The following is a 13,990-nucleotide window of genomic DNA, read 5'->3' on the forward strand; positions in this document are numbered from 1 at the left end:
CATGCCGCACGATCACCAGCGACCCGACCCCGACGCACTGCTTGCGCAACTGCGCGAGCAAGACCGGCGCGCCGCGCGCGGGCGCCTGCGCATTTATTTTGGCGCCTCGGCCGGCGTGGGCAAGACCTACGCCATGCTGCAAGAGGCGCGCAAGCTGCAGCTTGACGGCGCCGCGCCGCTGGTGGGCGTGATCGAAACGCATGGGCGCGCCGAGACGGCGCGCCTGCTCGATGGCCTCGAGCTGCTGCCGCGCCGGCGCATCGACTATCGCGGCAAGACGCTCGATGAATTCGACCTCGACGCCGCGCTGGCGCGTGCGCCCGCTGTCATCCTGGTCGATGAACTGGCGCATTCGAATGCGCCCGGTTCGCGCCATCCCAAGCGCTGGCAAGACGTCGAAGAACTGCTGGCGGCCGGCATCGACGTGCTCACCACCGTCAACGTGCAGCACCTTGAAAGCCTGAACGACGTGGTCGGCGGCATCGCCGGCATCCGCGTGGCCGAGACGGTGCCCGACCGCGTGTTCGACAGCGCCGACGAAATCGTGATGGTCGACCTGACGGCCGACGCGCTGCTGGCGCGCCTGAAAGAGGGTAAGGTGTATCAGCCGCAGCAGGCCGAGCGCGCTGCCGGTAACTTCTTCAAGAAGGGCAACCTGATCGCGCTGCGCGAACTGGCGCTGCGCCGCACGGCCGACCGCGTCGAAGGCGACGTGCGCGCCTGGCGCGAAGAGCAATCCATCGACGCGATCTGGAAGACCGGCGCGGGCCTGCTGGTGTGCATCGGGCCGGGAATCCACGCCGAACACGTCGTGCGCAGCAGTGCGCGCATGGCGTCGCAACTGGGTGCCGGCTGGCATGCGGTGTATGTCGAGACGGCGCGCCTGGGCAAGCTGCCCGAGGCCGCGCGGGCGCGCACCATGGCCACGCTAAAGCTCGCGCACAGCCTGGGCGCGACCACCGCGGTGCTGTCGGGCGAGGATGTCGCGGCCAGCACGCTCGATTACGCGCGGGACCATAATCTGTCGCGCATCGCGCTGGGCCGCGATGGCTCGCGCTGGCCGTGGCGCCGCCGCACGGCGCGGCGACTCGCGCGCGCGGCGCCGGGCGTCGATCTGATCGAGATCGGGCAGCCGGCCGTGCCGCCCGCTGCGGCGAGCGGCGTCGTACCAGATGCCCCAGCGCAGCCGCGTCAATCGCTGCTGCCGCACGCGTGGGCCGCCGGTGCTAGCCTGCTCACGGCGCTGGTGGCCACGCCGCTGCGGCCGTGGCTCGATCCGGTCAATATCGTCATGCTGTTTCTGCTGGTGGTGCTGCTCGTGGCGATGCGCTTCGGCCGCGCGCCATCGGTCACCGCCACCTGCGTCGGCGTGGCCAGCTTCGACTTTTTCTTCGTGCCGCCGCGTTTCAATTTCGCCGTGAGCGACGTGCAGTACCTGGTCACGTTCGGCGTGATGCTGGCCGTTGGCCTGATCACCGGGCACCTGACGGCCGGCCTGCGCTTCCAGGCGCGCGTGGCGGCGCAGCGCGAGCGGCGCGTGCGCGCGCTGTACGAATTCGCGCGCGAGTTGTCCGGCGCACTGGCGGCGTCGCAGGTGTTCGAATCGAGCCGCGCCGTGATCCAGAATGCGTTCGGCGCGCGCGCCACGCTGCTGGTGCCCGATGCCGGTGAGCGGCTCGGCATGCCGCCGGCGGACGATGGCGGGGCGGCCGGCGCGGCGCCCGGCAACGTCGACCTGGGCATCGCCCAATGGGCTTACGACCATGCGCAACCGGCGGGCCTGGGCACGGACACGCTGCCGGCGTGCCCGTTGTTCTACCTGCCGCTGGTAGCCCCGATGCGCACGCGCGGCGTGCTGGCGATCGAGCCGGAAGGCGGGCGCTGGGTCCTGATCCCCGAGCAACGCCGCCAGCTCGACGCGCTGGCGGCGCTGGCCGCGATCGCGCTCGAGCGCGTGCACTACGTCGAAGTGGCGCAAGCGGCGCTGGTGAACATGGAATCGGAGCGCCTACGCAATTCGCTGCTGGCGGCGCTCTCGCATGATCTGCGCACGCCGTTGACGGCGCTGGTGGGCTTGTCAGAGTCGCTGCTGCGTGGCGAGGCGCTGCCCGATACGTCGCTGGCGCTGGCCAAGACGCTGCATGACGAAGCGGTGCGCATGGGGACACTGGTGGCGAACCTGCTCGACATGGCGCGCATCGAAAGCGGCGAAGTGCGCTTCAACCTGGAATGGCAGGCGCTCGAAGAAGTCATCGGCAGTGCGCTGCGCGCCTGCGGTGCGGCGCTGCGCCAGCACACGGTCACGGTGCGCCTGCCGCCCGGCATGCCGCTGGTGCGGTTCGATGCGGTGCTGATCGAGCGCGTGCTGTGCAACCTCGTCGAGAATGCCGCAAAATACACGCCGGCCGGCTCGCATATCGAGATTGCCGCGCTGGCGCGCGGCGCCTGGATCGACGTCACCGTGAGCGATAATGGCCCGGGCCTGCGCGCCGGCAGCGAAGAAGCGATCTTCGAGAAATTCACGCGCGGCGAGCGCGAATCGGCATTGCCCGGCGTGGGCCTGGGCCTGGCGATCTGCCGCGCGATCGTGATCGCACATGGCGGCACGATCCGCGCTTGCGCATCAACCCTGGGGGGCGCGGCCTTCGTGTTCTCGCTACCGGCAGGCACGCCTCCCGAACTGGACTTGCTGTCGATGGAAATGAACGATGACTGATGCCCCTTGCGCGTTGCTGGTCGAAGACGAGCCGCAGATCCGCCGCTTCGTGCGCGCCGCCCTTGAACAGGAAGGCTGGCAAGTACACGAATCGGTGAGCATGGGCCGTGGCCTGATCGACGCCGGCACGCGCCGTCCCGACCTGATCGTGCTTGACCTCGGCCTGCCGGATGGCGACGGCATCGACTTCATCCACGATGTGCGCAAATGGTCGGCGGTGCCGATCATCGTTCTGTCGGCGCGCGTGGCTGAAGGCGAAAAGATCCGCGCCCTCGACGCCGGCGCCGACGATTACCTGACCAAACCGTTCGGCACGGGCGAACTGCTCGCCCGCGTGCGCGCCACGCTGCGCCGCCAGCGCCAACCGACGGCCGGCGGTGACGACAAGACCCACTTCAGCGACGTCTCGGTCGACCTGCAGAATCGCTCAGTCACCAGAAACGGCGAGCACGTCCACCTGACGCCCACCGAATACCGCCTGCTGGCCGTGTTGGTCAGCAACGCCGGCCGCGTCATGACGACCCCGCAGTTGTTGCGCGCCGTGTGGGGCCCAGGCCACGCCGAAAGCGGCCACTACCTGCGCATCTACATGGGCCACCTGCGCCACAAACTCGAACCCGACCCCGCCCAACCGCGCCACCTGCTAACCGAAACCGGCGTCGGCTACCGCCTGTGGCTCAGCTAACATAACCCGAATCAATGTTAAATAAATTAGGGTCAGAGTAGATTTAATTAGCAATTATTGCAGTTGCCATTTAAATCGACTCCGACCCCAATTAATTTGCAAGACTTTCCGAAAGCATAAATTAGGGTCAGAGTCGAATTGTTTGACAACATTCGGGAATTTCCCAATATATCGACTCCGACCCTAATTAAAATTGCCACTTTCTGGCCATATTTCGTATGCGATTGAAATTAATTCCTGAGCAGAAAATCCATGAATCAATCTAATAGTCATTCCGGCGGATTTAAATGAAGCTAGGAATCAAACTATCAAAAATACGCAAGAAATTGCTCAATAATTCGACTCTGACCCTAATTGATTTGCAAGAGTTTCTGCAAAAATAAATTAGGGTCGGAGCCGATTTGTTTGACAACTTTGGGTAATTGCCCAATAAATCTACACTGACCCTAATTGTTGGGGTATTGGGTGGGGGGAAGGCCGTGGCCGCCGATCGGTTCGGTCTCGAAGCGTTCGCCGAAGCCGGCGATCAGGGGGCGGCCTTGTTTGATGGCAGCTTGGACTGCGGGCAGGGTGAGCGATGCTGTGTGGCTTTCTTGCGTGGTCCACGTTTCGGTGATCCAGATCGCGTCGGCATCTTGTGCGTCTTTTGCGATGATGTAGCTCAGGCAACCGGGCATGGCCGCTGTGCCTTCCAGCAGGATGGCGATGAGGGCGTCGCGTTGTCCCGGGGTGGCGCGCATTTTTCCGATCAGACCGTACATGCGGGGTGTCTCTTTCTTGGTGGTGGTGGGTGTGGGTGCGGCGCGGGATTGGCTCAGCGGCAGGGCCGCCAGCGTTGCCAGCAGGGTGCGTCGGGATACCGTCATGCCTGTTCCTCGCGTGGAATTGTTCTCAGATAAGTATAGGGGCGGCCCCGTGCGCCGCCAAGCACCATCGGCATCTTGGCGCATTCGATGCCGGTCGGGTTAAGATGGCTTTTTCATCATCCTGTCACGAAAGCCTCGATGCGACTTCATCCTCTTGCCCTGGCCGTCAACGCCTGCATTTTCTCGTTCTCCCAAGCCGCGCATGCCCAGCAACCGGCTGCCGTGTCCGAGACCGCGCTGCGCGCCCACCTGTCGTTCCTCGCCGATGACCTGCTCGAAGGCCGCGGCACCGGCCAGCGTGGCGGCGACCTCACGGTGCGTTATCTGGAAACCCAGGCGGCCCTGATCGGCCTGAAGCCCATCCCAGGCGGCGGCTATCGCCAGAAGGTCGAGATCGAAGGCAGTAAACTCATCAGCGGCAGCGCCACCTTCACCGCCGGCGGCAAGACCTTCAAGCCCGAGCTAGGCAAGGGCATCGTGATGGGCACCAGAAGCGGCAACGAGAACCTGTCGTTCGACGCGCCCCTCGTCTTCGTCGGCTACGGCGCGGCGGCCCCGGAAGAAAACTGGGACGACTACAAGGGCCTCGACGCCAAGGGCAAGATCCTGGTCATGATGGTCGACGATCCGCAACCCACCGCCGACGAGCCAAACCGCTTCGCCGGCAAGGCCTATACCTGGTATGGCCGCTGGGTCTATAAATTCGAGGAGGCCGCGCGCCGCGGCGCCGCCGGCGTGCTGTTGATCCACACGACGCCTTCGAGCTCGTATCCGTGGAGCGTGCCGGCCAATGGCTTCGGCAACGAGCGCTTCGGCCTCAAAGGCCCCGGCAATCCGATGGAAGGCTGGCTGCACGAAGACACCGCGCGCGAGCTGTTCGCGGCCGGTGGCCATGATCTCGACAAGCTGCGCGCGCAGGCCGAGCGCCGCGACTTCCGCCCGGTCGACCTGAAGGTCGCGGGCCACGTCGAGCTGCGCTCGGCGATCCGGCCGGTCGAGCAGTTCAACGTAATCGGCATCGTGCCGGGCATTGACCCCAAGCTCAAGGAGCAGGCGGTCGTGTATTCGTCGCACTGGGATCACATGGGCATGGCCGAACTGAAAGCCGGCGCCGATCCGAAGGCCGACCGCATCTACAACGGCGCGATCGACAACGCGTCGGGCACCGCAGCGCTCTTGGTGATGGCGGCCGAAGCGGTGAAGAAGCCGGCCAAGCGCACCCAGATCTTCCTGTGGCCGGCCGCCGAAGAGCAGGGCCTCTTGGGCGCGGCCGCGTATGTGGCCAACCCGATCGTACCGCTGGCGCAGACCGCCGCCGATCTCAATCTCGACAGCCTCAATTTCGTCGGTCGCACGCGCGATATCGGCGTGGCCGGCGCGGAGCGCAGCAGCCTGTATGAGACATCGAGCCAGGTGGCCAAGTCGATGGGCCTGAAGATCGCACCAGGCACGCCGGACATGTCGGGCGCTTACTTCCGCGCCGACCACTTTGCGTTCGCCAAGGCCGGCGTGCCGGCGTTTAACGTCGGTTCGGCCGTGTTCTCGGGCGACGGCCACTTCGAGTTCGAGCATCACCAGCACGAATCGAGCACCAACATCAAGGGCTTCAAGGACCACTACCACCAGGTCAGCGATGCGTATCAGCCGTCGTGGGATTTGTCGGGCATGGTGCAGCAAGCCCAGTTCACGCTCAACCTGGGCTATGCAGTGGCGAACGCACCTGGCATGCCGACCTGGAAAAAGGGCGAAGCCTTCGGCAGCGTCAAGCGCAAGTAACCGCGCCGCAAAGGAGCAGAAAATCCGCCGCCGGTGCTCACACGGCGGCGGAAGCGGCAGCGCCACTGGCCGCCGCCGTCAGGATGCGATCCAGGTCGGCCATGTCGACCGGCTTGACCAGATGATGGTTGAACCCGGCCTGGCTGCTGGCGTCGCGGTCCTGGGCCTGGCCGTAGCCGGTGACGGCCACCAGCAGGGCCTGCGCCGTCGCCGGCGCGGCGCGCAGGCGACGCGCCAGTTCGTGGCCATCCATGCCGGGCAGGCCGATGTCGAGCAGGCAGACGTCGGGCGCGAACTGCGCGGCGCGCGTCAACGCATCGAACGGGTCGTGTTCGACCGCCACCTGATGCCCCGCCGCGCCGACATACATCGCCAGCACCTGCGCCGCGTCGACGTTGTCGTCCACCACCAGCACCTTGAGCTGCTGCGCCGCACTGGCAGTTGCCTTGCCAGCGCTGCTGCTGTCGGCAGCGCGTTCGGCGCTGCGCGGCAGCATCACCGTGAACGTGCTGCCCAGGCCCTGACCGGGACTGTCCACGCGCACGCTGCCGCCATGCAGCTGCACCAGGCTGCGCACCAGCGCCAGCCCGATACCCAGGCCGCCCTGGGTGCGGTCCGGCGTGCGCTCGCCCTGCACGAACATCTCGAACGCACGGTCGAGTTCTTCCGGCAGCATGCCGATGCCGTTATCCGCCACCACGATGCGCACCCGCGATGCGTCCAGTTCGAGCGCAACCCGCAGCTTGCCGCCGGCGGGCGTGAACTTGACGGCATTATGCAGCAGGTTGCCAACCACCTGCACCAGGCGCTTGCGGTCGCCCATGACCCAGGCCGGCGCAGGCAGCAGCGATGACTCGAGGGTGTGGCCCTTCTGGCGCAGCGGCTCCTGGACTTGTTCCAGCGCTTCGGCCAGCACCTCGTTGATGTCGAGGCGCTCTTTCGACAGCGCCACCAGGCCGCGCGTAACGCGCGAGACGTCCAGCAGATCGTCCACCAGGCCGGCCATGTGGCGCGCCTGGCGCGCGATGATGGCGCTGATCTGGCGTGTGCGCGCGCCGTCGAGATTGTCGTGCCCCAGCAGCTGCGCGCCGGAGGCGATTGGCGCCAGCGGATTGCGCAGTTCGTGCGCGAGCATCGCCAAAAATTCGTTCTTGCGCTGGTCGGCCTGGCGCAGCGCTTCTTCGGCGTTTACGCGGTCGGTCACGTCCTGGATGGTGCCGCGCAGCGCCGTCACCTTGCCGTCGGCGTCCTGCACCGCCTCGCAATGCAGGTCGATCCAGATGCGGTGGCCGTCGGCGTGCAGCACCTGCAGTTGCAGCCTGCCGCTGCCGCCGGTGCGTTGCAGTTCGCGCAGCAGGGCGCTGGCACGCTGCCACGATTCTTCGGGCAGCAGCGTGCCGCGCTGCTGGTCGAACGGCGGCAGCGCACGCCCGTAGATGTGCGGCACCGATTCGGACGTGACCAGCACGCCGCCCGGCAGTTGCATGTGCCAGGTGCCGAAGCGCGCCATGCGATGCGCGTCGCGCAATTCGGATTCCTTGATTGCCAGTGCCTGCGCGCGTTCGCCGAGCAGGTTCGATGCGGCGCCGATGGCCTCGGCCACTTCGGCTGCTTCCTTGACGTGCACTTGCGTGAAGCGTGGCGGCGTCTCGCCCCGGCCAAGCGCCACCGCCGGCGCGGTCAGGGCCTGGACCGAGCGCGCGAGGCGTCCGCCGATCTGCCAGGCCAGCCACAGGCCGATCGCAAACAGCAGCAGCACGCCGGTCAGGAGCGCGGCCAGCGGCTCGAACAGCGCCTGGTTCAGGTTCGCGCGCGGCATGCCGATCGCCACGTGCCAGCCAGTGGTTTCGGAGCGCGAGTAAAAGGTGAGCAGGTCGGTGCCTTCCTGCGACACCGACGGCACGATGCCTTCGCGCTTGCGCTCGATGGCGTGGTACAGGGGATCGGTGACGCGGTTGCCGACGAAGCGTTCGGGGCTCAGGTTGCGCGCGAAGATGGTGCCGCCGGCGTCGACGACCGACGCACGGGCGCCGTCGGATACCGATTTGGGCGTGAGCATGTCGTCGAAGTAGTCGGGCCGCACGCCGATGCTCAGCACATAGGCAACCTGCCCGTCGATCATCACGGGCACGTCGACGCTGACGAGCGGCTGGCCCACGACCTTGCCGATGAAGACGCGCGAGATCGCCGGGCGGCCGGTAGTGAATACCTTTTCCAGGCAGTCGGACAGTTCGATCGGTAGCCGTTCACCGTAGACCACGGTGGTATTGAGGATCTGCTGGCCGTCGCGCTGGCGCAGCACGGCGGTCATGCCGTCGCCGGCCAGCAGCAACGCCTCGCGCGCCTGGCGGTGCACGCGCGCGAAGTCGCGTACCTGCAAGGCGTCGAGCGTCGAGAGGGTCTGGGCGATCACCTGCGCCTGCAGCAATTTGCTGTCGACCGTGTGCACCAGCGCGCGCACGGTCTGCATCGTGTTGCGCTCGAACTGGGCGCGGCTTTTCTGGTATTGATGGACGAACAGGAGCGACGCGCCAACCACGCCCGGCAGTAGCGTCGCCAGGACGAGCCAGAGCAGGTATGCCCGCAGCGGCCTGCGGGGTGCGGTGGGCGAAGTACCAGTCACAATTGCTTTCCAGAACGTTCAATTGCGCGAATTTTACGCGACAAACGGTCGGCGCACACGTTCGATCAACGGTGCCAAAGGCAAGCTTAACCGGATATCGCGGTCAACGTCGGGTGCGCGTAAACAAGGTCTTGTAATAGATGGCCGTCGCATGCCAGCGGCCATTGGGTGTGCATGCGTACTCGGGCAGTTCGCCAACGCGATCGTAGCCGCTTTTTTGCACCAGCTGCTCGGCGCTGGAACCGACGGCGGCGTCCAGAAACAGCAGGCCGCGGCGCAGCGCCAGCGCCTCGATCTCCAGGGCTTGCATGAGCGCCATGCCGATGCCGCGGCGTCGCACGGTGCAATGCACCAGCAACTGTTGCACTTCGGCGCGGTTGTGGCCATTCGGCTTGGAACATAGTTCAAGCTGGACACTGCCAACCAGCATGCCCTCGCGTTCAGCCGCCAATAGTACGCGCCGCCCCAGGCCAACGTCCTCGGCGACGACTCGCCAGTAAGCATCGAGTTGATCCTGATCAAGCCCGTTGACGAATCCCAGCGAGTGGCCATCGGCCACCGCGTCGAGCAGCAGTGTGCCCAGCTGGGGCATGAAGTCGGCGATGGTGCGTGGATCGAGTCTGCGGATGATCATAAAGTCCCTGAACAAATGGTGGAATGGCAATCGGCGCACACGCCGCACCTCTAACTATTCCAAGCACAATGTATGCCAAGATATCTTTTCTGCCATGCTGTTTGTGTCATCACCTGTTGCGCCCACGCCATACATTTTGCCTAAACCTAGTTTTATTTTCTCGTATTGACATGCATCTATCGACATCACCATAAGTCACTTGTAATGTTCTCTCACGGTAATAATCTCGGCGTGCCGCGCCGATCGGGGAAGAACCATGAATGCAACCATCAAGAAACGACGCGCCATGACATTGGCAAACTTGAATATCGGCAAGCGCCTGGCAGTGGGCTTCGGCTTGATCTGCGTCATGCTGGTCGTGATGATCGTGCTGAGCAATGCGATGCTGGCGCGAACCAATGCCGGCACCGACGCCATCGTCAACGAGCGCATGCCGCGCATCGCGCTCACCAACCAGATGCAGGACAAGATCAACGATATCGCGATCTCGCTGCGCAATATGATTCTTAGCGATAGCGGCTCGGACCACCGGCGCCAGGTGAAGGACATCATGACTGCCCGCAAGGCGATGGACGATATCCTGGTCAAGCTGCGCGCCACGCTGCAGAACCCGAAGGCGCTGGTGCTGCTCGGTCAGATGGAAAAAGAAACGGCGCTGTACAAGGCTGGCCAGGACGCCATGATCAAGCACCTCGAGGCCGAGGAAGTCGAAGAGGCGCGCGCCCTGCTCGGCGAAGATCTGGGCCCGCTCCTGATGCGCCTGAAGCGGGCGACGGCCGAGCAGACCGCGCTGCAAGTGGCGATCGCGAACGATGTCGCGCGCGATGCCGCGACCACCTACCGCAACACGAGCCTCATGATGTGGGGCTTGGGCGGCGTCGCGTTGCTGTTGTCGGTGCTGGCGGCGTGGGCGATCACGCGCTCGATCACGCGTCCTCTGGCACGGGCGCTCTACGTGGCCAATACGGTCGCCGCCGGCGACCTGACCAGCCGCATCGACGTCACCACACGTGACGAAACCGGGCAGCTGCTGCAAGCCCTCAAGACGATGAATGAAAACCTGGCGCGCACCGTCGGCACCGTGCGCCTGGGTACGGACACGATTGCCGTGGCGGCGGCCGAAGTGGCGGCGGGCAGCCAGGACCTGTCGATCCGCACCGAACAACAGGCGGCGGCCCTGGAAGAAGCGGCATCTTCGATGGAAGAGCTGACGGCGACCGTGCGCCAGAACGCGGACAATGCGCGCCAGGCCAATGTGATGGCCGGGGTCGCGTCGAACGTCGCAGCGCGCGGCGGCGACGTGATCCAGCAAGTGGTTGGCACGATGGACGGGATCAACGCGTCATCGAACAAGATCAACGACATCATCGGGGTCATCGACGGCATCGCGTTCCAGACCAATATCCTGGCCCTGAACGCGGCGGTCGAGGCGGCGCGCGCGGGCGAGCAGGGCAGGGGTTTTGCGGTGGTGGCGGGCGAGGTGCGCAATCTGGCGCAACGCTCGGCCGCAGCGGCGCGTGAAATCAAGGGCTTGATCAAGGATTCGAGCGGCAAGGTCGCCGAGGGCGGCAAGCTGGTGGCGCAGGCCGGCGACACCATGCGCGAGATCGTCGAGAGCGTGCGTCGCGTGACCGACATCATGAGCGAGATCAGCGCTGCCAGCGTCGAGCAAACTGCAGGCATCGAGCAGATCAACCAGGCCGTCACGCAAATGGACGAGGGCACGCAGCAGAATGCAGCGCTGGTCGAAGAAGCGGCGGCCGCAGCGACATCGATGCGCGAGCAGTCGGCCCTGCTGGCGCAGGCGGTGGCGGTATTCCAGATCGATGCGTCGACAGCAACGCCTGCGCCTGCCCCTGACCCTGCCCCGGCACCTGTATCTGCACCAGCCCCGGCGCGCCAAGCTCCGGCGCCGGTTGCGCGCAAGGCGCTCGCGCCGGTGACGGCGGGCGATTGGGAAGAGTTCTGAACTCATTAAATTGAAGGAAATTACTACGGCAAGCTGCGGCTTGCCGTTTTTTTTTCGTCTCGACAAATCATAGGCCCATGCTCAAACCATGCAAATCGTCCAGTTTTCATCACTGTTGAACCATGATTGGCGGTTTGTTAGCGTGCATGCATCGTTATCGTACGTATTAGAACTTACCCTGCTTGCCGATAAGAAATATTACTGAACTTTACGGCAATACAGGGAAAACATGGAACAAGCAATCAACGACAGCGAGGTGCTCTCCTTCCGTCTCGGCAAGGAAGAATATGGCATCAGTATTCTCAAGGTGCAGGAGATTCGCGGCTACGAGGCGCCGACCCGCCTGGCCAATGCACCGGCATTTCTCAAGGGCGTGATCAACCTGCGCGGACGTATCGTGCCCGTGGTCGACATGCGCATCAAGTTCGGCTTCGCCGATCCAACCTACGACGGCCTGACCGTCGTGATCATCCTGAATATCGCACAGCACGTGATTGGCATGGTGGTCGACAGCGTGTCCGAGGTTGTGACGCTCGAAGCCGACCAGATCCGTCCCGCGCCTGCCATGGGCTCGCTCGACGCCGGCCATCTGCGCGGACTGGGCACGGTCGGCGAACGCATGCTGATCCTGCTCGACATCGACGCCCTGATGCAATCCGAAGAACTCGGCCTCGTGCCGTCGCTGGCGCTGGCTGCCTGAGCCAACCAGCAGAAAGACGAACAACACCATGAAACTCGGTAACCTGAATATCGCAACGCGCCTGTCCCTGGGCTTTGGCATCGTCGGCATCATGCTCATTGCAATGATCGTGATGAGTAATGCCTCGCTCCTGCGCGTCAACAACGGCACCAGGGATCTCGTCGAGCACCGGATCCCGGCGATCGAGATGAGCAACCGGCTTGAAGCGCAGATCAATATCATCGCCATTGCGCTGCGCAATATGATGCTCAACCCCGACGCGGCGGACCGCCAGAAGCAGGTCGACGCCATCAGTGGTGCGCGCGCCACGATGACGGCGACGTTGACCGAGATGGAGCCGACCATGGCAAATCACCCGGACGAACTGGCGATCCTGCGCCGCATGGAAAGCGCCAGCATGGCGTACCTGGAAGGCGCGGGCCAGTTGCTCGCCCTGATCAATGCGGGCCAGGATGAAGAGGCCAAGGCGTACCTGTTGAATAATCTGCGGCCGCGCCTGGGCGTATTGAAGGAAGCCACTGGCGCCGAACTGGCACTGCAAAAGGAGATGAGTGCCAAGGCTGCGACCGACGCCGCTACCACCTATGACAGCACCATCTGGCAGACCTGGGGCCTGGGCGCGCTGGCGCTGGCACTGGCGGCGCTGGTCGCCACCCTGATCACGCGCTCGATCACGCGCCCGCTGCGGCGCGCGCTGGAAGTGGCCAACACCGTCGCCGCCGGCGACCTGACCAGCCGCATCGATGTGACCGCGCGCGATGAAACCGGCCAGATGCTGCAGGCGCTCAAGACGATGAACGAAAGCCTGGCGCGCACCGTGGGCGCCGTGCGGGTCGGCACCGATACCATCGCGGTCGCCGCCAGCCAGGTGGCGGCGGGCAGCCAGGATCTGTCGAGCCGCACCGAGCAGCAGGCCGGCGCGCTGGAAGAAACGGCGTCGTCGATGGAAGAGTTGACGTCGACTGTCAAACAGAACGCCGACAATGCACGCCAGGCCAACAAGCTGGCCGAGACGGCGTCTGGCGTGGCCGCGCGCGGTGGCGAGGTGATCGACCAGGTGGTCGGCACGATGGATCAGATCAACGCATCGTCGAACAAGATCAGCGACATCATCGGCGTGATCGACAGCATCGCCTTCCAGACGAATATCCTGGCGCTGAATGCGGCGGTGGAAGCGGCCCGTGCGGGCGAGCAGGGGCGCGGCTTTGCGGTCGTGGCCAGCGAAGTGCGCAACCTGGCCCAGCGTTCGGCGGCTGCGGCCAAGGAAATCAAGGGTTTGATCAGCGACTCGAGCAGCAAGGTCGCCAACGGCAGCAAGCTGGTGGCGCAGGCCGGTTCCACGATGCAGGAAATCGTCGAGAGCGTGCGGCGCGTGACCGATATCATGGCCGAGATCAGCGCCGCCAGCGTCGAGCAGACTGCGGGCATCGAGCAGATCAATCAGGCAGTGACGCAGATGGACGAGGGCACGCAGCAGAACGCGGCGCTGGTCGAGGAGGCGGCAGCAGCGTCGAGTTCAATGCAGGAGCAGGCGGCGCTGCTGGCGGCGGCGGTGGCGGTGTTCAAGATCGATGGCGCACAGGCGACGACATCCGCGCCTGCCGGGGGCGTAGTGCGGGCGACGCCGGTGGTAAAAAAGGTGGCGATTGCACACGCCGCGCCGGCGTCGGCGCCAGTGCCGGCCCGGACCAAGGCGCCGGTTGCTGCAGGCGAGTGGGAAGCGTTCTGAGCCGGACGTGATGAAGCTGCCCGGATGACGGGCAATAAAAAAAGGCGCTGTTATCGTTAAATAGACGAGAGCTGAACCGCTGAGCTGTTGCGCAGTCCAACCCCTGTTGCCATCGACAGGAGCGGTCCATGAAAGCGCCTCGTTTCACGGGCTGGTTCAGCAAGCTGCGCTTGTTGAACCAGCCACAGCGCCTGCGGGTGCTCGATGCATTGCATCCGGCAGCCGGCCTCGAGCAGGTCATCGCGTTGATCGGCCAGATCCGGGAGGCTGGGCGCTGTTGTCCACGTTGCAG

9 protein-coding genes are annotated in these 13,990 nt (G+C 64.9%); 6 read left to right on the forward strand and 3 right to left on the reverse strand.

Annotated elements, in window-relative coordinates:
- Window position 1: 1 nt before the first annotated feature.
- Window positions 2-2,716 (forward strand): DUF4118 domain-containing protein, encoded by a 2,715-nt coding sequence (locus AB2N08_RS22125; protein ID WP_367613061.1) that lies wholly within the window; start codon window positions 2-4, stop codon window positions 2,714-2,716.
- Window positions 2,709-3,401, forward strand: a complete 693-nt coding sequence (gene kdpE / locus AB2N08_RS22130) for a two-component system response regulator KdpE (protein WP_367613062.1) — start codon at window positions 2,709-2,711, stop codon at window positions 3,399-3,401. The genes AB2N08_RS22125 and kdpE overlap by 8 nt, the downstream gene beginning before the upstream one ends.
- A gap of 446 nt (window positions 3,402-3,847) precedes the next feature.
- Here kdpE and AB2N08_RS22135 read toward each other — a convergent pair whose 3' ends face one another.
- Entirely contained in the window at window positions 3,848-4,267 is a 420-nt protein-coding gene (locus tag AB2N08_RS22135) for a putative quinol monooxygenase (protein WP_367613063.1), read from the reverse strand.
- Window positions 4,268-4,405: 138 nt separating this feature from the next.
- Between AB2N08_RS22135 and AB2N08_RS22140 the strand changes: the two genes are divergently transcribed.
- Window positions 4,406-6,043 carry a M28 family peptidase gene (locus AB2N08_RS22140; RefSeq protein WP_367613064.1) on the forward strand — a complete coding sequence of 546 codons (1,638 nt, stop codon included), beginning with the start codon at window positions 4,406-4,408 and terminating at the stop codon, window positions 6,041-6,043.
- Between the two features lie 37 nt (window positions 6,044-6,080).
- Here the strand turns inward: AB2N08_RS22140 and AB2N08_RS22145 are convergent, their stop codons facing one another.
- Together AB2N08_RS22145 and AB2N08_RS22150 are read right to left on the reverse strand one after the other, a co-directional pair.
- On the reverse strand, window positions 6,081-8,666 hold the full coding sequence (locus AB2N08_RS22145; RefSeq protein WP_367613065.1) for an ATP-binding protein: 2,586 nt from the start codon (window positions 8,664-8,666) through the stop codon (window positions 6,081-6,083).
- A 103-nt stretch (window positions 8,667-8,769) separates the two neighbouring features.
- The gene (locus AB2N08_RS22150; protein ID WP_367613066.1) at window positions 8,770-9,300 is read right to left on the reverse strand and encodes a GNAT family N-acetyltransferase; all 531 of its coding nucleotides are present in this window, start codon (window positions 9,298-9,300) and stop codon (window positions 8,770-8,772) included.
- A gap of 286 nt (window positions 9,301-9,586) precedes the next feature.
- On the opposite strand from AB2N08_RS22150, the gene AB2N08_RS22155 reads away from it, so the two are divergent.
- The 3 genes from AB2N08_RS22155 to AB2N08_RS22165 all read left to right on the forward strand — a co-directional run bounded on the left by AB2N08_RS22155 (window position 9,587) and on the right by AB2N08_RS22165 (window position 13,698).
- Window positions 9,587-11,269, forward strand: coding sequence for a methyl-accepting chemotaxis protein (locus AB2N08_RS22155; protein ID WP_367613067.1), 1,683 nt, complete (start codon window positions 9,587-9,589; stop codon window positions 11,267-11,269).
- 229 nt (window positions 11,270-11,498) lie between these two features.
- A complete protein-coding gene (locus tag AB2N08_RS22160) occupies window positions 11,499-11,969 on the forward strand; it encodes a chemotaxis protein CheW (RefSeq protein ID WP_367613068.1) in 471 nt (156 codons plus the stop codon).
- Window positions 11,970-11,997: 28 nt separating this feature from the next.
- Complete coding sequence (locus tag AB2N08_RS22165) at window positions 11,998-13,698, forward strand: methyl-accepting chemotaxis protein (protein ID WP_367613069.1); 1,701 nt, start codon at window positions 11,998-12,000, stop codon at window positions 13,696-13,698.
- The last annotated feature ends 292 nt before the right edge of the window (window positions 13,699-13,990 follow it).

The organism is Massilia aurea (assembly GCF_040790145.1).
Taxonomy (GTDB): Bacteria; Pseudomonadota; Gammaproteobacteria; order Burkholderiales; family Burkholderiaceae_D; genus Telluria; species Telluria aurea_C.